Source organism: Pseudomonas sp. P5_109, from assembly GCF_034009455.1.
Lineage (GTDB): Bacteria > Pseudomonadota > Gammaproteobacteria > Pseudomonadales > Pseudomonadaceae > Aquipseudomonas.
Genome location: NZ_CP125380.1, coordinates 4,559,575 through 4,582,719, shown reverse-complemented (window position 1 = coordinate 4,582,719; position 23,145 = coordinate 4,559,575). Strand labels below are relative to the sequence as shown.

General features: G+C 62.3%; 18 protein-coding genes. 11 read left to right on the top strand and 7 right to left on the bottom strand.

Annotation, left to right across the window (positions count from 1 at the left end; translation table 11 throughout):
- Positions 1–81: 81 nt before the first annotated feature.
- From QMK54_RS20445 to QMK54_RS20415, 7 genes are all read left to right on the top strand, one after another.
- Complete coding sequence (locus QMK54_RS20445; protein ID WP_320401241.1) at positions 82–1,581, top strand: purine-cytosine permease family protein; 1,500 nt, start codon at positions 82–84, stop codon at positions 1,579–1,581.
- Entirely contained in the window at positions 1,578–2,420 is an 843-nt protein-coding gene (locus tag QMK54_RS20440) for a nitrilase family protein (protein ID WP_320401240.1), read from the top strand. Before QMK54_RS20445 ends, QMK54_RS20440 begins: the two co-directional genes overlap by 4 nt.
- A gap of 87 nt (positions 2,421–2,507) precedes the next feature.
- Positions 2,508–3,530, top strand: a complete 1,023-nt coding sequence (locus tag QMK54_RS20435) for a helix-turn-helix transcriptional regulator (RefSeq protein WP_320402936.1) — start codon at positions 2,508–2,510, stop codon at positions 3,528–3,530.
- Positions 3,531–3,731: 201 nt separating this feature from the next.
- A complete protein-coding gene (locus tag QMK54_RS20430) occupies positions 3,732–5,528 on the top strand; it encodes an amidohydrolase (RefSeq protein ID WP_110662301.1) in 1,797 nt (598 codons plus the stop codon).
- A gap of 18 nt (positions 5,529–5,546) precedes the next feature.
- Positions 5,547–7,286 carry an amidohydrolase gene (locus tag QMK54_RS20425; RefSeq protein WP_320401239.1) on the top strand — a complete coding sequence of 580 codons (1,740 nt, stop codon included), beginning with the start codon at positions 5,547–5,549 and terminating at the stop codon, positions 7,284–7,286.
- Positions 7,287–7,394: 108 nt separating this feature from the next.
- Complete coding sequence (locus tag QMK54_RS20420; RefSeq protein WP_223592082.1) at positions 7,395–8,135, top strand: TorF family putative porin; 741 nt, start codon at positions 7,395–7,397, stop codon at positions 8,133–8,135.
- Positions 8,136–8,181: 46 nt separating this feature from the next.
- A complete protein-coding gene (locus QMK54_RS20415; protein WP_223592085.1) occupies positions 8,182–9,570 on the top strand; it encodes a purine-cytosine permease family protein in 1,389 nt (462 codons plus the stop codon).
- A 139-nt stretch (positions 9,571–9,709) separates the two neighbouring features.
- On the opposite strand, the gene QMK54_RS20410 is transcribed toward QMK54_RS20415, so the two are convergent.
- The 7 genes from QMK54_RS20410 to QMK54_RS20375 form a co-directional block, all read right to left on the bottom strand.
- The gene (locus tag QMK54_RS20410) at positions 9,710–10,426 is read right to left on the bottom strand and encodes a L,D-transpeptidase family protein (RefSeq protein WP_223592087.1); all 717 of its coding nucleotides are present in this window, start codon (positions 10,424–10,426) and stop codon (positions 9,710–9,712) included.
- Complete coding sequence (locus tag QMK54_RS20405) at positions 10,423–11,181, bottom strand: M15 family metallopeptidase (RefSeq protein WP_223592089.1); 759 nt, start codon at positions 11,179–11,181, stop codon at positions 10,423–10,425. The genes QMK54_RS20410 and QMK54_RS20405 overlap by 4 nt, the downstream gene beginning before the upstream one ends.
- A 33-nt stretch (positions 11,182–11,214) precedes the next feature.
- Positions 11,215–12,204 carry a lipoyl synthase gene (lipA, locus tag QMK54_RS20400; protein WP_320401238.1) on the bottom strand — a complete coding sequence of 330 codons (990 nt, stop codon included), beginning with the start codon at positions 12,202–12,204 and terminating at the stop codon, positions 11,215–11,217.
- 141 nt (positions 12,205–12,345) lie between these two features.
- Positions 12,346–13,602, bottom strand: a complete 1,257-nt coding sequence (glyA, locus tag QMK54_RS20395; RefSeq protein ID WP_320401237.1) for a serine hydroxymethyltransferase — start codon at positions 13,600–13,602, stop codon at positions 12,346–12,348.
- A gap of 30 nt (positions 13,603–13,632) precedes the next feature.
- Entirely contained in the window at positions 13,633–14,016 is a 384-nt protein-coding gene (gene gcvH, locus QMK54_RS20390) for a glycine cleavage system protein GcvH (RefSeq protein ID WP_223594114.1), read from the bottom strand.
- A gap of 379 nt (positions 14,017–14,395) precedes the next feature.
- Positions 14,396–15,904: a sigma-54-dependent transcriptional regulator gene (locus tag QMK54_RS20380; protein WP_320401236.1), complete on the bottom strand. Its 1,509-nt coding sequence runs from the start codon at positions 15,902–15,904 to the stop codon at positions 14,396–14,398.
- A 69-nt stretch (positions 15,905–15,973) separates the two neighbouring features.
- Positions 15,974–16,888: a LysR family transcriptional regulator gene (locus QMK54_RS20375; protein WP_223594116.1), complete on the bottom strand. Its 915-nt coding sequence runs from the start codon at positions 16,886–16,888 to the stop codon at positions 15,974–15,976.
- 151 nt (positions 16,889–17,039) lie between these two features.
- Between QMK54_RS20375 and speB the strand changes: the two genes are divergently transcribed.
- The 4 genes from speB (at position 17,040) to betA (ending at position 23,091) form a co-directional block, all read left to right on the top strand.
- Positions 17,040–18,041, top strand: coding sequence for an agmatinase (speB, locus tag QMK54_RS20370; protein WP_095151590.1), 1,002 nt, complete (start codon positions 17,040–17,042; stop codon positions 18,039–18,041).
- A gap of 53 nt (positions 18,042–18,094) precedes the next feature.
- Complete coding sequence (locus QMK54_RS20365) at positions 18,095–19,606, top strand: aldehyde dehydrogenase family protein (RefSeq protein ID WP_223594122.1); 1,512 nt, start codon at positions 18,095–18,097, stop codon at positions 19,604–19,606.
- 219 nt (positions 19,607–19,825) lie between these two features.
- Positions 19,826–21,400, top strand: a complete 1,575-nt coding sequence (locus tag QMK54_RS20360; protein WP_320401235.1) for a purine-cytosine permease family protein — start codon at positions 19,826–19,828, stop codon at positions 21,398–21,400.
- 2 nt (positions 21,401–21,402) lie between these two features.
- Positions 21,403–23,091 carry a choline dehydrogenase gene (betA, locus tag QMK54_RS20355; RefSeq protein ID WP_320401234.1) on the top strand — a complete coding sequence of 563 codons (1,689 nt, stop codon included), beginning with the start codon at positions 21,403–21,405 and terminating at the stop codon, positions 23,089–23,091.
- Positions 23,092–23,145: the final 54 nt, after the last annotated feature.

Sequence of the window (23,145 nt, the reverse complement as noted above, 5' to 3'; positions counted from 1 at the left end):
TTCTGGAGTTTCACCCGATCTGGACGTCGTAGCGAGCGCTGTACCCACAAAAACAACAAACAACAGCATAGGAACAATCGTATGTCAGGTTCCCCAGTGTCTGCGCACGCCGCCGAGGCGAGCGGCGGGTTGGCCATCGAAGGCCACTCCATCGATTACATTCCGGAAAACGAACGTCACGCCAAACTCAGCAGCCAGGGGCCATTCTGGTTCCTCGGCAATTTCCACTTCTTCACCATCTCCATCGGCTTTGTCGGTCCGAGCCTGGGCTTGTCGGCGCTGTGGACCCTGCTCGCCGGTGCCCTGGGCATCATGTTCGGCACCATCTTCATGGCGTTTCATGGCTCCCAGGGGCCGGAAATGGGCCTGCCGCAGATGATCCAGTCCCGCGCCCAGTTCGGTTATCGCGGGGTGATCCTGGCGCTGATGGCGACGATGTTTGTGTTCGTCGGCTTCAACGTGGTCAATATCTCGTTGATCATGAACGGCCTTGAGCATGTGTTCGGCATCGACCCGACCATCGTCGCCGTGGCCGTGGTGCTGATCGGCGCGCTGTTGTCGATCTACGGCCACGACCTGATGCACAAGGCCTTCAAGTGGGCTTTGCTGGCGACCTTGCCGCTGTATGCCCTGGTGACCATCGCCCTGATGTTCGGCGCAGGTTCCGAAGGCGTCACCCCGGCGACCGACCTGGGCTTCAGCTGGGTGGCCTTCGCCACGCTGTTCGCCATCGGCGCGAGCTACAACATTTCCTATGCGCCCTATGTGTCTGACTATTCCCGCTACCTGCCGAAAAACACCAGCCGACCGAAACTGATCGCGGCGGTGTTCATCGGCGCTTCGTTGTCCGGCAGCTGGATGATCGGCCTCGGCGCTTGGCTGGCCCAGGAGCTGAAAGCGGCGGATGCGCTGGTGGCATTGAATCAGGTCGGCTCCTCGATGGTGCCGGGGCTGGGCAATCTGCTGGTGATTGTCTCGGTGGCGGGTTTCCTGCCGATCATCGCGCTCAACACCTACAGCGCCATGCTGACGCTGCTGACCGGAGTCGACTCGATCAGGAAAATCACCCCGACACCGCGTGCCCGGGTGCTGTCGATCAGCGTGATCAGCGTCATCCTGTTGACCTGCGTGCTGTCGATCAAAGGTGACGGCATCGCGTTGTTGAACACCTTCCTGGTGTTGTTGCTGTACTTCCTCGTGCCGTGGACCGCCGTCAACCTGGTGGACTACTTCTTCGTGCGCAAGGGCCGTTATGCGATCCCGCATTTCTTCACGCCGAAAGGCATCTACGGCGCCTGGCAATTTCGCGGCATCGTTTCGTACCTGATCGGCTTTGCCGCGATGGTGCCGTTCTTCTACATCTTCGATGCCGCCGCCGGCAAAGAGGTTTTCGTCGGGCCACTGGCGCGGATGCTCGAAGGCGTGGACATCGCCTGGCTGGTGGGCCTGGTGGTCTCGGGGCTGACCTACTACCTGCTCAGCCGCTCGATCGATCTGGCTGCCGAACGCCGGGTGATCGATGCGCTGACTGAAAGCGACATCGTCGCCATGACCCATTCATCTGCGGAGGCAGGGCGTTGAACAGCGTAAAAAATACCGTGGTCGCCTGCTGCCAACTGGCACCGAAAATCGGCGACCTGGCCTACAACCGCACGCTCACCGAACGCGCGATTCGCCAGGCAGCCTTGCAGGGCGCTCAAGTCGTGGTGTTGCCCGAGCTGGTGCAGAGCGGCTATCTGTTTGCCGACCGCGTTGAGGCGCTGAGCCTGGCGGAAACCGCTGACGGCCCGACCCTGCAATTGTGGCAGGCCCTGGCCCGTGAGCTGAACCTGGTGATCGTCGGCGGTTTCTGCGAGCGCCTGCCCGATGATGAACTGGCCAACAGCGCGGCGATGATCGACGCCAATGGCCTGCGCGCGGTGTACCGCAAGGCGCATCTGTGGGATGCCGAGAAGGACATCTTCACCGCCGGCGATGCACCACCGCCGGTGGTCGAGACAGTGCACGGACGTCTCGGCATGCTGATTTGCTACGACCTGGAGTTCCCCGAGTGGGTGCGTCTACCGGCGCTGGCCGGGGCCGATCTGCTGTGTGCTCCGGTCAATTGGCCCGACGGTCCGCGGCCGCAGACCGAACGCCCGGCCGAAGTGCTGCGGGTGCAGGCCAATGCCTCGGTCAACCGCATGTTCATTGCGGCTTGTGATCGCTATGGCCATGAACGCGGTGTCGGCTGGGTCCAGGGCTCAGTCATTGTCGATGCCGACGGCTACCCGTTGTCCGGGCCGGCGGAGCAGGGCGGCGAACAGATGTTGCTGGCCACGCTGAACCTGGCTGAGGCGCGCAACAAGCGCATCAGTGCCCGCAACGACCTGCATGAGGACCGCAGGCCCCGGTTGTACGGGATGAACAGCACTTTGTAACCGTTGATGTCATTGCCTGCTGGACGCCCGTCACGGGCCTATGGCATCGTCGAAACGAAAGGCCATGCAGTGAACGGGATCGCAATGATGGGGGAGGAAAATAAAGTCGGCGGTAACGCGACGATGGCCACGCTCAAGGAGTTCAATCATTGCGTATTGCACCTTGGGCGGCTGGCGCGGGAGAGCGGGGCGTCGCGGTTCATCGCCGATGGTCTGCAGGCATTCGGTCAACTGGTGCCCTTCGCATCTGCCTGGTGGGGCGAAATGTCTGCACCAGGTCCTGAAGTGCCCATGCAAAGCTGGATGCATGGCAGCATCAATCTTCCTGAGTCCTTTGCCGCCGACTGGCATCCAGTGGCGGCCAACGATCAGTTCTCCTACGCCACGCTCAATCGTCCCGGTGAGGTGGTGCGCGACAAGGGGTTCACCGACCCTTGCGAGGCAGTCAACGATTTCGCCCGGCGCTACGATCTCTATCACTTGATGAGCATCACCTACGAATTGCCCGAAAGCGGCCTGATGTTTTTCGTCTGCCTCTACCGGGGTGAGGATGAACAGGCGTTCGAGGAGAACGAAGCCGAGCTGTTCTTGGCGTTCTGCGATCACCTGTTCCAGCTGTGGCGGTTTCAGGTGCAGGACATGATTCGCTTCGACAGCGAAAACGGCGCGAGTGATTTTGGCGTCGCGCGCATGGACGGCAGTCTGCTCTATGTGGGGGCCAGGTTGTGTGTTGCGATCCAGCGCGAACTGCCCGGCTGGAGCGGTTCCACGCTGCCGCCCGAGGTGATCGCGCAATTGTCCAAGGCCCCCTGCGTGATCCGTCTGGGCCGCTGCGCCCTGACCCTGAGCCCCAACGCCGAACACGTCATCCTGTCCCTCGAAGCCCCCTCGGGCGGCGACGGCCTGGCACCTCGGGAGCGCACGGCGGCGATGCTGTTCGCCGCTGGCCACTCCTACAAGGAAATCGCCCGGATGCTCGCCTTGAGCCCGTCTACCGTGCGCACCTACCTGCGCAATTGCTACTTGCAGCTCGGTGTGAAAAGCAAGGTGGAACTGGGCTCGGTCCTGCGTTCGCCGGGCGCGCCGGCGGAGCCCGTGCGCCGGGATTAATCCCAGCCGTTTCAATTATTTGCCTTACCCCTCCTCATTTGCAGAGGTCCATTCGAACGCTGCGCCCTATAGGGTAGGCCCTGTCTATACAAGGGCTTGTGCAGCCGTTCGGGCCGCTTCAAAACAATAAGAACAGGGGTGAGGCATTTGAGACTTTCCAGGCTTTTTGTCGCCATGGCGGCGACCACGACATTTTCCGCCATGGCGTTGGCGGCGACACCCGCCGACACGGTCATGCGCAATGGCTACGTCTACACGGTCGATGGCCAGAATTCCGTGCAGCAGGCCATCGCCATTTCGGGCGGAAAGATCGTCTATGTCGGCAGCGATGCCGGGGTCGACGGCTACATCGGCAAGCAGACACAACTGATCGACCTGGCCGGGCGCATGCTGATGCCGGGCTTCGTCGATGCACACATGCACCCGGGGGATGGCGGGCGCGCCATGACCTTGTGCGACCTGAAATACCAGACCATGACCCGCGCGCAGTTTCAGGCAAGCATCCAGGCCTGCCTCGATGCCGAGAAGGACAAGGGCCCGGACGTCTGGCTGGAAGTCGGCAGCTGGGATCGCATGGGCATGACCGGGCTCGACGGCGATGCCGACAAGTCGACCCTCGACGCGCTCAAGACCCAGCGTCCGATCCAGGTGCGCTCCACCGACTTCCACACCGTGCTGACCAACTCCCGCGGCCTGGAACTGGCCGGCATCAACAAGAACACCGCCGACCCCGAAGACGGCAAATACCGCCGCGACAGTGCCGGCAACCCGAACGGTATCTGTGAAGACGGCGCCGCCGAATCGCTGGCCGCCGTGGTGCCGCCGGCGACCGACGCGGAAAAACTCAACCAGATGCGAGCGGCCCTCGACGCCATGCGCCAGCAAGGCATCACCAGTTTCTTCGATGCAATGTCCGGCCCGGAAAACGGCAAGGCCTTCACCAGCCTGCAGAAATCCGGTGAGCTGACCGCCCGGGCCTTGCTGGCGATCAAGCTGGACCCGGCCGCCGCTGCCGCCGACCCGGTGAAAACCATCGCCGAGGCCAAGGCCCTGGCCAGCACCTACGACCAGGGCGAAGTGAAAACCGCGCCGGGCGTGAACATGCGCCACGTCAAACTTTTCATGGACGGCATCATCAATGCCCCGGCGGACACCGGTGCCATGTTGACCCCGTACCTGCACAACAGCGGCACCGACAAGGCGCCGAAGTGGACGCCGGGCAAGAACCTGGGTGAGCTGTACTTCCCGCCGCAGGTGCTCAATCCGCTGGTGCTGCAAGCGGTCAAGGCCGGTCTCGATCCGCACCTGCACGCCACCGGCGAGCGCGCGGTGCGCGATGCACTGGACAGCGTCGCCTATGTGCGCAAGGAACTGCCCGGTACGGATTTCCGCCCGGCCATCGCGCACGCCGAGTCAGTGGACCCTGCCGACTATTCACGCTTCAAGGCACTGGACGTCACCGCCACCATGTCATTCCAGTGGGCGCAGCAGGCCCCGTCCACGGTCGACGGCACCAGTGATCACCTGGGTGCCGAACGATTCGAGCGCATGGAACCCTCGGGCAGCATCGCCCATGCCGGCGGCCGCGTGGCGTTTGGCAGCGACTGGCCGGTCGATCCCCTCGATGAGTTCCTGGCGCTGAAAGTCGGCGTCACCCGTTCCGGCGATCCGACCAATCCGCACAGCTATGGGCCCAAGTACGCCGGGCGACTCAACAGCGATCCGGCGCTGTCGCGAGCCGAAGTGCTGCGCAGCATCACCTTAAATTCCGCCGAACAGTTGAAGCTGGAAGCGGTGCTGGGCTCGATCGAAGTCGGCAAGTTGGCTGACCTGATCGTGCTCGACAAGAACTTCATGCAGGTGCCCGAGGAGGAACTGGGCCGCAATGACGTGCTGCTGACGCTGGTCGGCGGCAAGGTCGTGTGGGCCAAGGCACCGTTCCTCGGACTGGCGCCACAGGTTGTTTCCCAGGTTGTCACTTCCCGATCCGCCCAATAAAAACGAGAGAGCGTTCCGATGCGATTCATTCCAAACCTGTTGGCCGCCGCGCTGGCATTGTCCTCGGTACAAGCGATGGCCGCCGCTGACCTGGTGTTGTTCAACGGCAAAGTGTTTACCGCCGAACCCGGCCAGGCGCTGGTGCAGGCTGTTGCGGTGCAAGACGGCAAGATTCTGAAAGTGGGCAGCGATGCCGAAATCAATGCCCTGGCCGACGCCAAGACCCAGCGCATCGACCTGGCGGGCAAAGTGTTGATGCCAGGCATGATCGACACCCACAGCCACCCGGTGGTGGGTGCGTTCGACAGCATGAAGGCCAACCTGCTGGACGAGGTCAAACCCTTGCCGGAACTGGAGCAATGGTTGATCGAAGAGGACAAGGCCGGGCGTGCCCGCTCCGGTGATGTGATCAGCGTGGCCGGGGTCAGTTCGGCCTACTGGGAGAAAAGCCGTGAGCTGGGCAAGATGTTCAATCAGGGCCGTTGGGCTGATCAGCCCATCGTCTTCAGCGGCATCGACGGCCACACCGGTTGGGCCAACAACGCGATGCTCAAGCGCCTGAACATCGACGCGGCACTGGTGAAAAGCCTGCCGGAGAAAGAACGCGGCTACATCGGCCATGAAGCGGACTTCACCCCTAACGGCTACTTTGCCGAATCCCGCTGGGACGTAGTGCGCAACGGTATTCCGGCGCCCAGCCCGGAGACCATACTCAAGGCCGCTCGCGAGGCGGTGAAGATCAACAATCAATACGGCGTCACCGCCTGGATGGACGCAGCGGCGAACGGCGGCAGTGAAGATTCGCTGTTCGATTTCCATGCCACCGCGGAAAGTGTCGGCGTGCTGCCGCTCTACAAGGAGCTGGCGCAGAACGGCGAACTCAGTGCCCACGTCGCCGCGTTGATGGTCACCAACCCGAAAAGCAAACCCGCCGACCTGGAAGTGATCGCCACGGTGATGAAGCAGTTCGAGGGCGTGCCTAACCTGACGTTCCCCGGCATCAAGGTGTTTGTCGACGGCATCCTCGAATTCCCGGGGCAAACTGCTGCGGTCATCGTGCCGTTCAAGAACAGCCATAAAAATGGTCAGTTGCTGACCGACCCGGCGCACTTCGGCGAACTGGTGGTGGCGGCGGAAAAACGCGGCTGGATCGTGCACATGCACGCCGTCGGCGACCGCGCGGTGCGTGAAGCGCTCAATGGCGTGGCGTATGCGCGCAAGCTCAGCCCGACGCCCGTGCCACACAGCATCGCGCACTTGCAGTTGGTCAACCCCAAGGAGTTTCCGCGCTTCAAGGAACTGGGCGTGATCGCTTCGATGCAACTGCTGTGGGCCACCGGCGAGTCCTACACCGTCGAGCTGGTCAAGCCTTACATCAGCGCCTTCGCCTACGGTTACCAGTATCCCGCGCGGTCCTTGCATAACGCCGGCGCGACGATTGCCGGTGGCAGCGACTGGCCGGTGTCGAGCGCCAACCCGTTCAACGCCATTGCCCAGGCGAGCACGCGCAAAGGTCCGTTGGGCGTGCTCAATGCCAAGGAAAGCATCGACCGCCAGACCATGTTCTACGCCTACACCCTCAACGCGGCGAAAACCCTGCGCCTGGAGAAGCAGATCGGTTCGCTGGCACCGGGCAAGCAGGCTGACCTGATCATCCTCGACCGCGATGTGTTCAAGGTCAGCGATGACGACCTGTTCGAAACCAAAGTGCTGAACACCTTCTTCGCCGGCAAGCAGGTCTACGCCCCCGCGTCCTGACCTGCGTACACCCGACACACCTGAAAACCGCCAGCCCCTCGTAACGCGAGGGGTGTGGCATCGCCATGCCTGAAACTCCCCCGTACGCCATAACAACAAGAGAACTGTATGAACGCACTTTCAGCATTGACCCTCGCAGCACTCGCACTGGCCCCCCTGACCAGCCAGGCCCTGGTCCTCAACGATGATTTCAGTCTGGAGATGACCCTGGGCGTCGTCAGCGACTACCGCACCCGGGGCATCTCGCAAACCCTGGGGGATCCGGCGGTGCAGGGCGGCGCAACGCTTTTGCACAGCAGCGGCCTGTACATCGGCGCCTGGACCTCCAACGTCGACTTCGGCGGCGGCTTCGACACCCGGCAGGAGCTTGAGTACTACGCCGGTTACTACTGGCAGGCCACGGACGCCATCAGCCTGGACCTGGGCTACATCAAGTACGACTACCCGAAAAACTCCGAATTCAACCTCAGCGAAATCTACGCCGTCCTCGACCTGTACGGCGTGAAGCTGGGTGCCTATTACTCCAAGGACACGCCGAACGTTTTCGGCGAAGACCAGGACACCCTTTACACCTACGTGGGCTACAAAATCGCTTTGCCGGCCGAAGTCGGCCTGGACCTGCGCTTTGGCCGCAACGATGTGAATGACCCCGCGTTCTGGTCCGCCAATGGCGATAGCCGTGAGTCTTACTACGAGTGGGAAGCCAAGCTGACCCGCGACTTCGTCGGCGTGACCTGGGGCCTGAGCTACGTCGACACCGACTTGTCGAAAAGCGAGTGCAGCAGTTGGTACGGCTATGACGACCTCTGCTCGGCGACGGTTGTAGCCAGCGCAACCAAGACCTTTTGATTTCCGTCCCTGACAATAAAAACAGTTCCACAAAGGAAACGCCGCCATGAGTGCGCAACGCAGTCCCCTGATCGAGACCCGCTCGATCGATTTCATTCCTGAGTCTGAGCGACACGGCAGTCTCTATAGCCAGTTCACCTTGTGGCTCGGCGCCAACCTGCAGATCACCGCCATCGTTACCGGCGCCCTCGCCGTGGTACTGGGCGGCGATGTGTTCTGGTCGCTGATCGGCTTGCTGATCGGGCAAGTGCTCGGCGGTGCCGTGGTGGCGCTGCACGCGGCACAAGGGCCGAAGCTTGGGTTGCCGCAGATGATCTCCAGCCGAGTGCAGTTCGGGGTGTATGGCGCGGCAATCCCGATTGTCCTGGTGTGCCTGATGTACCTGGGTTTCAGCGCCACCGGCGCGGTGCTGTCGGGCCAGGCGATTGCGCAGTTGATCAGTGTCAGCGACAGCGCCGGCATCCTGATTTTCGCCGCATGTATCGCGTTCCTGACGATCTTCGGTTATCGGGTGATTCACCTGGTCGGACGGGTGGCCAGCGTGCTGGGTATCATCGCCTTCGCTTACCTGTTCACCCGGTTGATGACCCTCAACGACATCGGCCTGCTGCTCGATAACCGGCATTTTGGCTGGAGCACCTTCCTGCTGGCGGTGTCGCTCTCGGCGTCCTGGCAGATCGCTTTCGGCCCCTACGTAGCGGACTACTCGCGCTACCTGCCGAGCAAGACTTCGTCGTGGAAAACTTTCGCCGCCGTCGGTCTCGGCACGGTGTTGGGGGCTCAGACTTCGATGGTGCTGGGGGTGTTTGCCGCCGCACTTGCAGGGGCGAATTTTCGTGGGCACGAAGTGGCGACCATTGTCGGCCTGGGCAGTAGCGGTGTGATCGCGTCCTTGCTGTACCTGAGCATAGTGTTCGGCAAGGTCACGGTGTCCACTCTCAATGCCTACGGCAGTTTCATGTGCATCGCCACCATCATCAGCGGCTTTCGCCGGCGCCTGGAAATCACCGCCCGCCAGCGCATGCTGTTTGTGCTGCTGATCGTCGCGGCATCCACCGCGCTGGCGTTGCTGGGGCAGTACTCGTTCCTGAACTCGTTCAAGTACTTCATCCTGTTTTTGCTGACGTTCTTCACCCCGTGGAGCGCGATCAACCTGGTGGATTACTACTTCATCAACAAGGAGCGTTACGACGTTCCGGCGCTGTCCGACCCGAACGGCCGCTACGGTCGCTGGAACGCGCTGGGGATCAGCGTCTATGTGATCGGCGTGTTGATCCAGCTGCCCTTTGTCGACACCCATTTCTACTCCGGGCCGATGGTTGCGCAACTGGGCGGCGTGGATATTTCATGGATTGTCGGGCTGTTGGTGCCGGGGGTGATTTATTACGCACTGGCCAAGCCGTCGATGAGTGGCGTGGTGGTTGAGCGGGGTTAACCCCCGCATTTGTGGCGAGGGAACTTTTGTGGCAAGGGGCTTTTGTGGCGAGGGGGCTTGCCCCCGTTGGACTGCGCAGCAGTCCCATCTTTTGGGGCCGCTTCGCAGCCCAACGGGGGCAAGCCCCCTCGCCACAGGGTTAGCGTTCAGGCAGTTTCCAACGCTCACGCAATCGCTCGTACTGCGCTTGCGGCAGTTGCACCAGCACCGGGGATTTGCCCGGGTCCAGCCAATCGAACAACCGCGCGATATCCGCCGGGTCCATGGCCGTACAGCCCCGGGTCGGCGCGGTGGGGCCGCGCCAGATGTGGAAGAAAATGCACGAGCCGGCAGCGGGAGAGGCCGGAGTGTTGTGCTGGATGAAGATGCCTTGGCGGTACAGCTCATCCGAGCGGCGCATCCGTTCGGAACTGCTCCAGTCTTTGTCGACGACTGATCCGTCGACCAGTTCGTTGTAACGCGTGGATTGGCTGTCATCCACGCATTCGATGGTCGGTGTCAGCGACAGATAGGGTAGGCGGGTTTCGGCCGAAGGCGCGTAGCCAAACGCCGTGCCCAGCTTGAACATTCCAGCCGGCGCCTTGCCATCGCCCTCCTGTTTGACCGGTCCTTCAGGTTGCCCGGTATCGAGTAGCCCCTTGCCCCAGCCCATGCCGTTCTTGCCGAGCACCACTGCAAAGGGCGCTTCGAACTTTTCAAAGGTCCTGCCGCGCCGTTCATAACGCTGGGCAGTACCCTGGATGTCATCCCAGTTGTTGCTGGTGACCACGATCAGTTGCTCGCTGCCGTCGAGTCCCTGGGCCATTGCGGCCAACGGAAAAAACGCCATCAACAGGGCCTTGAGCAAAATGTTCATGGCGCCAACGGCGTGATGGGGAAATCCATGACGTCCGGCTTCGGCGGATTCCCGCTGTACGTGAAGTGCCACCACTCGGCCGAATACCCCACAAAGCCTTCCTTGGCCATGGCACTGGTCAGGCGCTGGCGATGGGCGTTGGCCTTGGCGTTGATCAGCGTCGAGTCGGTGTGGGCCCGCTCATCAAAACAATCGAAACCGGTGCCCATGTCGAGGGCGCCGTCGTGCCAGCGCTCGCCATAAGGTGCCGTGCAATCCACCGGTTTGACCGAAGGCGTCCAAGTGTCGGCGGGCAGCGCGTCGGGGCCGGTCAGGGTCAGGTCGACGGTGTTGCCCCGGGAATGATTGGACACCCGGGCCACATAACCCAGGCGCCAGAAGTCCTGCTTGTCGACCCGTGGATAGAACTCGGTCTTCAGCGGGTCGCCAGGTTCGGTGGCGAAGCGGCCCATGTCCGCCACCGCACGCTTGGGTCGATAGCAGTCGAACACCTTCAAGCCATAGCCTTCGGCTTTCAGTGAGCTTTGCACTCGGGCCAATGCCTTTGCAGCGTCCTCCGACAGCAGGCACTCCGCCGCCTGGTAGCCGTCGAGCGGATGCCCGGTGAAGTTGTGCGCGCTGGCGTAGCGGATGTCCTGTTCGATGCCCGGGTCGACGTTGCGCACATACACCATGTGCCCGGGTTTAGACTCGTCGGCCATGCACGGCAGGGCAAGGCTCAGGCACAGCAACAACAGACAGGGTAAACGCGACATCGGAAACGGCTCCATGCATGACCAGTCATTCCATCATGGCGTGAAACCGTCCGTACCTCCATGAAGTTGTTGATCGGCGTGATACGACGAACGCACCAGCGGCCCGGACGCGACGTTCTTGAAGCCCATGCGCGTGCCTTCTTCGGCGAACCAGGCAAAGGTGTCCGGGTGCACGAAGCGCTGCACCGGCAAGTGGCTACGCGAGGGTTGCAGGTATTGGCCGAGGGTCAGCATGTCGATGTCGTGCTCGCGCATGCGCTGCATGACCTCGATGACTTCCTCGTCGGTTTCGCCAAGGCCCAGCATCAGGCCGGATTTGGTCGGCACATGGGGCACCGCTTGCTTGAATTTCTGCAGCAGGTCCAGCGACCACTCGAAGTCCGACCCCGGCCGCGCGGCCTTGTACAGGCGCGGTACGGTTTCCAGGTTGTGGTTGAACACATCCGGTGGCTCATTGGCGGTGATCGCCAGGGCCACGTCCATGCGTCCGCGATAATCCGGCACCAGGGTTTCCAGTTGAATGCCGGGGGACAGTTTGCGAATCTCGCGCAGGCAATCGACAAAGTGTTGGGCACCACCGTCGCGCAAATCATCGCGGTCCACCGAGGTGATCACCACGTACTTCAGGCGCAGTTCGGCGATGGCCACGGCCAGGTTCAGCGGCTCGTTGGTGTCCAGCGGCTTGGGCCGGCCATGGCCGACATCGCAGAACGGACAGCGCCGAGTGCAGATGTCGCCCATGATCATGAAGGTCGCGGTGCCACCGGAAAAACACTCACCGAGGTTCGGGCACGAGGCTTCTTCACAGACGCTGTGCAGCTTGTGCTTGCGCAAGAGCTGCTTGATCCGGTCGACCTCGGGAGAGATCGGCATGCGCACGCGAATCCAGTCGGGTTTGCGCGGGAGTTCATCCGTGGGAATGATCTTCACCGGAATCCGCGCAACCTTGTCCGCGCCGCGCAGTTTGGTGCCGACCTCCACTTTGGCCGGGTTTTTACCGGCCGAATCGACGATGGCATTCATGGTGATTTCCTTGTGCAACAGCCGCAGGACCTGTGGGAGCGGGCTTGCTCGCGAAGGGGCCGTGTCAGTCGACATCAATATTGACTGACACACCGCCTTCGCGAGCAAGCCCGCTCCCACAAGGGGGTTTGTGTTGTGGGTTCAATCGCGGTAGACCGGGAAGTCGGCGCACAGGGCGGCCGCTTGTCGTGCGACATTGGCCTCGATGTCGGCATCGCCGAGGTGATCGAGGATGTCGCAAATCCAGCCGGCCAGGGCAATGCTTTGCGCTTCCTTGAAGCCACGGCTGGTGATCGCCGGCGTGCCGATGCGCAAGCCCGAGGTCACGAACGGTGACTGCGGGTCATTGGGTACCGCGTTCTTGTTCACGGTGATGCCGGCACGCCCGAGAGCAGCGTCGGCATCCTTGCCGGTCAGGCCCTGGCGGATCAGGCTGACCAGGAACAGATGGTTGTCGGTACCGCCGGACACCACGTCGTAACCGCGCTCGATAAAAACCTGCGCCATGGCCTGGGCATTGCGGATCACCTGCGCCTGATAGGTCTTGAAGCCTGGCTCCAGCGCTTCCTTGAAGCACACGGCCTTGGCGGCGATCACGTGCATCAGCGGGCCGCCCTGACCACCGGGGAATACCGCGGCGTTGAGCTTCTTCTCCAGCTCCGCATTGGCCTTGGCCAGAATCAAACCGCCACGCGGGCCGCGCAGGGTCTTGTGCGTGGTGGTGGTGACCACATCGGCGTAGGGCAGGGGATTGGGGTACAGACCCGTGGCCACCAGCCCGGCGACGTGGGCCATGTCGACGAAGAAATACGCACCGACCTTGTCGGCGATCTGGCGGAAGCGCGGGAAATCCAGGGTCTTCGAATAGGCCGAGAAGCCGGCGATGATCATCTTCGGTTTGTGCTCGACCGCCAGGCGTTCGACTTCGTCGTAGTCGATCAGGCCGGTGCGGGTGTCGATGCCGTACTGCACGGCGTTGTAGAGCTTGCCGGAAAAACTCACCTTGGCGCCGTGGGTCAGGTGCCCGCCATGGGCCAGGCTCATGCCCAGCACGGTGTCGCCGGCTTGCAGCAGGGCCAGATAAACCGCCGCGTTGGCCTGGCTGCCGGAGTGCGGCTGGACGTTGGCGTAGTCGGCGCCGAACAGCTGTTGGGCGCGGTCGATGGCCAGTTGCTCGACCACGTCGACGTGCTCGCAGCCGCCGTAGTAACGCTTGCCCGGATAGCCTTCGGCGTACTTGTTGGTCAGGCCGCTGCCTTGTGCTTCCATCACCCGTTGGCTGGTGTAGTTTTCCGAGGCGATCAGTTCGATATGGTGTTCCTGCCGCGCATCCTCGGCGTTCATCGCCGCCAGCAGTTCGTCGTCATAGCCTTTGATCTGGTCGTGCTTGCTGAACATGGTGTGGTCCTTGTGTGGAAGGGGTGGGCTTCAAGCGTCGGCGTGTTCTGCGGTCAGGCGTTCATAGGCGTCTTGATCGAGTAGATCGCTGAGCGCCTCGATGTCGACCGGTTTGAAGCGAAAGAACCAGCCTTCGCCCAAGGGGTCTTCGTTGACCAGTTCCGGGCTGCTCTCGAGCGTCCCGTTGACCTCGACCACTTCACCGTCCAGCGGCATGCCGATACTGCTGGCGGCTTTCACTGATTCCAGCACCGACACTTCAGCGCCTGCATCGAAGGCGCCCAGTTCCGGCACCTGAACAAACACCACATCCCCCAGCGCCTGCTGGGCAAACGCCGTGATGCCGACGGTGACCAGGCCATTGCTCTCAAGGCGCAACCATTCGTGATCGACGGTGAAACGCAATTCGCTCATATCAACTCCTTATTGTTTTGCGCTCGTGGCGGGGCGACGAGCGGGGTTGGAGGAGTAATAGCAAGGGCGGTGCCAATGTTTTTTATTTGTTATAAATCAATGACTTGAAGTGATTTTATTCAGTGCGACAGATTTCATGCGTATTGAAATCAATACAGGCGGGCAGGGCTGTGGGCGCAGACGCCGTAAATGCGGGAGGGAAAGGTTTTGTCTTGATTTCGCTACGCTGTATCGATTTGAAGACAGTTGGCCCGGCAACAACACTGATCCCCTGTGGGAGCGGGCTTGCTCGCGAATGCGGTGTGTCATTCACCGTCGATGTTGTCTGACACGACGCTTTCGCGAGCAAGCCCGCTCCCACATTTTTTCCGAGCCAAGTTCAGGTTTTGTTGGGAATCCCGTACTTGCGCAGGCGAATCGCAATCGCGCTATGGGACGTCTGCAACCGCGCCGCCAGCAACCGACTGGACGGATAGCTGCGATACAGCTGTTCCAGCAGGTTCCTCTCGAAGTCGCCCACAGCCTCTTCCAGGCTGCCGACTTCGCCGTCGTTCTGCCGCTCCACCGCCGTGCGGGCGATGTCCAGGTCATCGATGTCCACCAGCGGGTTTTCGCAAATCGCCGCCGCGCGAAAGATCACGTTCTGCAGTTGCCGCACGTTGCCCGGCCAGCGGTTGCCGAGCAGGGCGCTGAAGGTGCTCGGGGCCAAACGGCACGGCGGTCGCTGGATCTGCGCGCAGGCCTGTTGCATGAAGTGATTGGCCATCAGCAGGATGTCGTGGCCGCGCTCGCGCAGTGGCGGCACTTGCAGGTTGAGCACGTTGAGGCGGTAGAACAGGTCTTCACGGAAACGTCCTTCGGCGACCATTTTTTCCAGGTCGCGGTGGGTCGCGCTGAGTACCCGCACGTTGACCCGGACCTCTTTGTCGCCACCGACCCGACGGAAGCAACCATCGCTCAAGAAGCGCAGCAATTTGGCTTGCAGGTACGGCGACATTTCCCCCACTTCATCGAGAAACACCGTGCCCTGATCCGCCAGCTCCAGCAGGCCGAGCTTGCCGCCCCGTTGCGCGCCGGTGAAGGCGCCGGGGGCGTAGCCGAACAGCTCGCTTTCGGCCAGGCTCTCCGGCAGTGCCGCGCAGTTCAGGGCCAGGAACGGTGCGTCGTGCCGTGGGCTGATGGCATGGCAGGCGCGGGCCACCAGCTCCTTGCCGGTGCCGGTTTCACCCTGGATCAACAACGGCGCATCGAGGGCCGCCACCCGTTGTGCACGGGCCTTGAGTGCGCGGATCGGCGGCGATTCGCCGAGCAGCGCATCGAAGCCTTCGGCATGGTCGTGATGCAACGCCGACAGGCGTTCGCCAATGCGGTTCGGTTGATACAGGGTGAGCAGGGCGCCGGCGTCGGTGATCGGCATCGCGTCGAGGAGCAAGGTCTGGCCGCCGAGGCTGACCTCGTGCATCGGCAAGCGGAAATGGTGAGCGATCAAGGTGCGTTGCAAATCGGCATCGTCGAACAGCGCGGTCAGCGATTCACCGGCCGGTTCGCGACCGCACAGGGCGATCAGTGCCGGGTTGGCCAGCAGCACATGACCTCGGTCATCCACCGCCAGCACCGGGTCGGAACTGGCGGCCAGCAACGCGTCCAGTTGCAGGCGCCGGCGTTGCCCCGGAAGGATGTCGACCATGGTCACCGCTTGCACGCCGCGCACGTCGAAAAGCGCTTCGCGCAGCTCCTCCAGCACCTCGGCGCCAAGGGTCGGGGCGTCGATGTAAACGTTCGGCGGGACCATCTCCACCGCGTCCAGGTTGAAACTGCGTCCACCGAGCAGGGCCAGCACTTCCTGGGTGATGCCGACGCGGTCGATGAAGGTGACGTGGATGCGCATGACGGGCCTGCAAGGTTGGCGAACTAAAATCAGTATGCCCGGCAAATTTTGAATTTGGCGAGCGTCACATCACGGCTTGGCGGTTTTACGGGCGCTGGCGGCCAGGTCCTCGAGGAACGCCTGGAGGATCGGCGGCGGTGCCGTGCCGCGCCGGGTGATCACGTCGAAAGGCGATTTCAGACGCAGACTCCCGGGGGCCAACTGGTGCATCTCGCCGCTCTTGACCCACTGGGCGGCGAAGTGCTCAGGCAGGAAGCCCAGGTAGGCGCCGGAAATGATCAGGATCGCCGTGGCTTCGATGTTGTCCACGGTGGCCGCCGCCTTGCTCACGCCCAAGTGTTCGAGGTCGTATTGCTGCATGTAGCCACGCACGACGATGCGCCCCGCAGCGACTTCTTCGAGCAGTTCCTCACCTTCGGCGTGGCTGCCGTACAACGGGTGACGCCGCCCGCAATACAAGCCCAGGGCTTCCTGATACAGCGGTGATTGCAGCAGGCCCGGCACATGGATCGGGAAGTGTCCGATGGCCAGGTGCAAGCGACCGTCGAGCACCCGTTCTTCGAGTTCCGCCGGGGTGCCGACGTACACGTTCAGGTGCACGTCATGGCCCCGTGAAACGAAGCGCTGGGTGGTGCGCGGGATCGGCGAATCGGGGTCGGTGATCGTCGTGTCGATGATCCCCAGGTTGAGCTTGCCGCTGATGTGCTGCTTGAGCACGTCGGCGTCCATGCAGAAGTTTTCCACCGCCGACAGCAGGCGCTGGGTGGCTTCGTGAATCGCCACGCCCTGTTCGGTCAGGCGAAAGCCGCTGCGCCCGCGCTGGCAGAGTTTGACCCCGAGACGGGTTTCCAGGTGGGTCATCTGTTCGCTGATGGTCGACTGCCCGGCATTGAGCGCCGCCTGAGCGGCCGAGAACCCCCCGCAGCGGACAATCGTGGCAAACACCCTGAGCAGTTTCAGGTCGACATCGTGCAGCTGGATCATCTGGCACCTCCGGCACGTGGATGCATCGGGAATGCCGATATGAGTATCTGATGTTTAGCATTTTTTCCACGAAAACCTGCGCCCATAGTCTTTCCAACGGCGGTCGCCTTGCAGTCCGTCAAGCCGATAACAAGAAGTGGAGAGGCTAGAAATGTCGAACAATGGTTATGAATCCGGTCGCCTGAATCTGCCATTCGTGGGTCATTGCACCTTTGGCAAATCCCCGGTGTGCACCGACTGGGATGCACTGGATGCCGACGTCGCGGTGCTCGGCGTGCCCAACGACATGGGCACCCAGTGGCGCTCCGGCGCACGCTTCGGACCACGCGGGATTCGTGAAGCATCGACGCTGTTTTCCTTCGGCCACGCCGGCGCCTACGACCACGAAGATGACGTGATGTACCTCACCGCATCGGACGTGCGCATGGTCGACGTCGGTGATGCCGACATCGTCCACACCGACATGGTCACCAGTAACAAGAACACCGAATACGCCGTGCGCAAGATCCTCGACGCCGGCGTGATGCCGGTGGTGCTCGGCGGCGATCACTCGGTGCATGCGCCAGTGATCAAGGCCTTCGAAGGCCGCGGTCCGATCCACATCATTCACTTCGATGCACACCTGGATTTCGTCGACGAACGCCACGGCGTGCGCTACGGCCACGGCAACCCGCTGCGTCGTGCCTCGGAAATGAACCACATTGTCGGCATGACCCAGATGGGCATCCGCAACGTTTCGTCGTCCAACCGCGACGACTACGAAGCCGCACATGAAGCGGGCTCGAAGATTCTCTCGGTGCGCGACGTGCGTCGCCTCGGCGTCGAGGGTGTGCTGGCGCTGATCCCGCAGAACATCAACTACTACATCACCATCGACATCGACGGTTTCGACCCGTCCATCGCCCCCGGCACCGGCACCCCGAGCCACGGCGGCTTCCTCTACTACGAAGTGCTGGAAATCATCCAGGCCCTGGCCAAGCGCAGCAAAGGCAACATCGTCGGCATGGACCTGGTGGAAGTGGCGCCGGTGTACGACCCGACCGGCATGACCTCGATCCTCGCCGCGCAACTGTTGCTCAACAGCATCGGTTTCATCTTCCACGAGCGGGGCAAGGTGCGGGCGGCCGCCGAGAGCGAAACCGCATCAGCCTGATCATCGAAACCAGTGACCCGGCAGGCTCTGACTGCCGGGCAGAGAGAATAAAAATGGACACGATCGTCAAAAGTTACCTGCAAAAATTCGGCGTCAGCGAAGCCACCCAGACCTTCCTCAGCAAGGTCCAGAAAATGTTCATCGGTGGCGCCTGGGTCGAATCCAGCAACGGTGAAACCTCCGATGTCATCGAACCCTCGACCGAAGGCCTGATCACCCGCATTCCCATGGGCACCACTGACGACCTGGACCGCGCCGTGCAAGCCGCACGCGCCCAGTTCGACGGCGGCGCCTGGCGCCAGGCCAAACCGGCCGAGCGCGAGCGCATGATGCAACGCCTGGCCGACCTGATCGAACAGAACGCTGCTGAACTGGCGGAAATCGAATCGATCGACATGGGCAAATCGGTTGCCTTCGCCAAGGACGTGGACATCCAGGGCACCGTGGATACCCTGCGTTATTTCGCCGGCTGGGCCACCAAGCTGCACGGCCGCACTGTCGAACCTTCGCTGCCGGGCAACTACCTGGCCTATACCCGCAAGGAAGCGGTGGGCGTGGTCGGCGCCATCGTGCCGTGGAACTTCCCGCTGCAGACTATGGCCTGGAAGCTCGGCGCGGCGCTGGCGACCGGTTGCACCGTGGTGGTCAAGCCCGCCGAACTGACTTCGCTGTCGGCCCTGCGTTTCGCCGAGCTGGTGCAGGAAGCGGGCATTCCCGACGGCGTGATCAACATCGTCACCGGGCGCGGTAGCGTGGTCGGCGCGGCCATGGCCACCCACCCGGGCATCGATAAACTGACCTTCACCGGCTCGACCCCGGTCGGCCAGACCGTCGGCCGCGCAGCGCTGGATGACATGAAGCGCCTGACCCTCGAGCTCGGTGGTAAATCACCGGTCATCGTCTGCGCCGATGCCGACATCCCGGCCGCTGCCCAAGCGGTCGCCAACGGCGTGTTTTTCAACTCCGGGCAGGTATGCGACGCCGGTACACGGGCCTATATTCATAGCAGCGTCTACGACGAATTCCTGCGTGAACTGATCGCCTACACACGCACCCTGAAAATGGCCCCGGGCCTGGACCCGGACTGCTTCATCGGCCCGCTGGTCTCGGCCCTGCAGAAGCAGCGCGTGACCGAGTACATCGAGACCGGCAAGGCCGAAGGCGCCGAACTGGTCTACGGCGGCCAACCGATCGATGGCCCTGGCTTCTTCGTCGAGCCGACCATCTTCGCCAACTGCCGCAACGACATGCGCATTGTCCAGGAAGAAATCTTCGGCCCGGTGCTGGTCACCGCACCCTTCGACGATGAAGAGGATGCACTGGCCCTGGCCAACGACTCGCCTTACGGGCTGGCCGCGGCACTGTATTCCAACGACCTGGGCAAGGTGCACAGCCTGATTCCGCGCTTGAAAGCAGGCTCGGTCTACGTCAACGCCCACGGCACCCTCGACCCGTCGATGCCGTTCGGTGGCTACAAGCAGTCCGGATTCGGCAAGGACCTGGGCGCCGAGCAGCTCGACTACCTGCTCGAAACCAAGGCCGTGTGGATCACGCTGCCAAGCTGACGCGCTCCCACAATCAAAACGCATCTGCAACAACGCCAGGTAGGCATGGGCAACACTGAACTTGTGGCGAGGGAGCTTGCTCCCGCTGGGGCGCGAAGCGGCCCTGAAAATGGGACTGCTGCGCAGTCCAACGGGAGCAAGCTCCCTCGCCACAGGGGAGTCGTTCACCCGAAAGAACGCGGTTATCTCGTCATGATCTTCCAACAATAAGAGTCCATCATGAACACTAACGCCAAGTCCGCCACGAGCGTGTCCAGCCTCGACGAAAAATCCGTCGTCGAGGCGCATTCGATCGACTTCATCCCCGAGAGCGAGCGCACCGACAAACTGTCGAGCCAGGGCCCGTTCTGGTTCCTCGGCAATTTCACCTTCTTCACCATGACCATCGGCTTCGTCGGCCCGAGCGTCGGCCTGACCGCGCTGTGGACCACCCTGGCCGGCACGCTGGGCATCATGTTCGGCACGCTGTTCATGGCATTTCACGGCTCCCAGGGCCCGCACCTTGGCCTGCCGCAGATGATCCAGTCCCGTGCGCAGTTCGGTTATCGCGGGGTGATCCTGGTGCTGCTGGCGACGCTGTTCGTGTTCGCCGGCTTCAACATCGTCAACCTGGTGTTGATGATGCAGGGGCTGCACACGTTGTTCGGCTTCAACCCCGCGGTGATCGCGGTGGCGGTGACCATACCGGCGGCGGTGCTGGCGATTCTCGGCCATGACTGGATGCACCGCAGCTTCAAATGGGCGCTGTTCCTGTCGTTGCCGCTGTATGGCCTGGTGACCATGGCGGTGGTGATGGGCTGGGTGCCGGATGCAGTGCTGCCGGCACTCGCGGAAGGCGAAGTGGCCCGTGAGCCGCTGGGTTTCAACTGGACCGGTTTCATCGCGCAGTTTGCGGCGGCCGCCAGCTACAACATCGCTTACGCGCCTTATGTGTCGGACTACTCGCGCTACCTGCCGAAAAATACCTCCAGCGGCAAGCTGATCGCCGTGGTGTTCCTCGGTGCCTCGTTGTCCGGTGCATGGATGATCTCCGTGGGTGGCTGGCTGGCCGATCACCTGCACTCCACTGACGTGCTGGTGGCCCTCGGGCAAGTTGGCAACACCGTGTCGCCGCTGGTGGGCACGGCGGTGGTGGTCGTCACCATCCTGGCGTTCCTGCCGGTGATCGCGATGAACATCTACAGCGCCAAGCTGACCACGCTGACCTGCGTCGACTCGATCAAGCACATCGAACCCACCCGCAGGGCGCGCATCCTGGCCATCGGCTTCGTGATCCTGCTGCAACTGGGCGTGGCCCTGAGTATCCAGAGTTCCGGCAAAGGCCTGTCGGTGCTGGGGATCTACCTGGTGGTGATGCTGTACTTTCTGGTGCCCTGGACCTCGGTCAACCTCACCGACTACTTCTTCGTGCGCAAGGGCCGCTACGCCATCCCGCACTTCTTCATGCCCCACGGCAACATCTATGGCAGCTGGGGACTGCGCGGTATCGCCGCCTATGCCATCGGCTTTATCTCGATGATCCCGTTCTTCTACATCTTCGACGGCGTTGAACAGCGCGAAGTGTATGTCGGCCCGCTCGCCAAGGCGCTGGGCAGCATCGACATCGCCTGGCTGGTCGGGCTGATCGTGTCAGGCCTGGCGTACTACTGGCTGAGCCGTTCGATCGACCTCAAGCAAGAAGAAGTGGTGATCCAACAGATCGAGAAAAACTCCCCGCAATACACCACCGGCGACACGCTGACCCACAAACAGCAGCCACTGCCGGTATTCACTGAATCGACGGTCGGGAGATGACCATGGCTACGCAAAAATACGACTACATCATCATTGGCGCTGGCTCGGCAGGTTGTGTGTTGGCCAACCGCCTGAGCGAAGACCCGGCCACCTCGGTGCTGGTCCTGGAATTCGGCGGCAGTGACAAGAGCGTAGTGATCCAGATGCCGAGCGCTTTCTCGATCCCGATGAACACCAAGAAATACAACTGGCGCTACGAAACCGAGCCGGAGACCCATCTCAACGGGCGGCGCATTCACTGCCCACGGGGCAAGGTGCTGGGCGGCTCGTCGTCGATCAACGGCCTGGTGTACATCCGTGGCCACGCACTGGACTTCGACGAGTGGGAATCCCTCGGTGCCGAGGGTTGGGGCTACAAGAATTGCCTGCCGTACTTCAAGCGCGCCGAGAGTTACGAGTCGGGTGGCGACAGCTACCGCGGGCAGACCGGGCCGCTGCACACCACCAACGGCAACCACATGAAAAACCCGCTGTACGGCGCCTGGGTCGAAGCTGGCGCGGAGGCGGGCTACATCAAGACCGAAGACTGCAACGGCTACATGCAGGAAGGTTTTGGCGCCATGCACATGACCGTGAAAAACGGTGTGCGTTGCTCAACCGCCAACGCCTATCTGCGCCCGGCCATGGGCCGTCCGAACCTGACGGTGATCACCCACGCGATGACCCGTCAGGTCATCCTCGAAGGCAAGCGTGCGGTGGGGGTCATGTATGACCACGGCGGCCAGACCCACCAGGTGTATTGCAACCGCGAAGTGCTGATCTCATCCGGGCCTATCGGTTCGCCGCACCTGCTGCAACGCTCGGGCATCGGCCCGGCGGACGTCCTGCGCAAGGCCGGGATCGGCGTACGCCATGACCTGCCGGGGGTAGGGGAGAACCTGCAGGATCACGCCGAGGTGTACATCCAGTTTGGCTGCAAGGAACCGGTTACCCTCAACAGCAAGATGGATCCGCTGAGCAAGCTGATGATCGGTCTGCGCTGGCTGCTGTTCAAGGACGGCCTGGGCGCCACCAACCATTTCGAGGCCGGTGGGTTCATCCGTTCCGAGAAGGGCCTGCGCTGGCCGGACATCCAGTTTCACTTCCTGCCGGCAGCGATGCGCTACGACGGCAACAAACCGATCAAGGGCCACGGTTTCATGGTGCTGACCGGGCCGAACAAACCGAAAAGCCGTGGTTATGTGCGCGTGCGTTCGGCCGACCCGTACGAGCATCCAGAAATCCGCTTCAACTACCTGGAGCGCGAAGAGGACCGCGAAGGTTTCCGCCGCTGCATTCGCCTGACCCGCGAGATCATTGGCCAGAAAGCCATGGACCGCTTCCGCGACGGCGAAATCGCCCCGGGCGCGCAGGTGACCAGTGATGAAGATCTCGACGCCTTCGTCCGTGACAACCTGGAAAGCACCTACCATCCGTGCGGTTCATGCCGCATGGGCGAGGACGACATGGCGGTGGTCGATTCCGAATTGCGCGTACGCGGCATCGCCGGCCTGCGGGTGATCGACTCCTCGGTGTTCCCGACCGAGCCGAACGGCAACCTCAATGCACCGACCATCATGCTCGCCGAGCGGGCGTCCGATCTGGTGCGTGGCGTGCAGATGCTGCCATCAGCGGATGTGCCGGTGGGGTTGGTCGAAGGCTGGGAAAGCAGCCAGCGTAGCTCCTTGCCAGGGCGTAACGTGCGCGTTTGACCGCAACCCGCAATCCAATGCGGGAATCTAATGTGGGAGCGGGCTTGCTCGCGA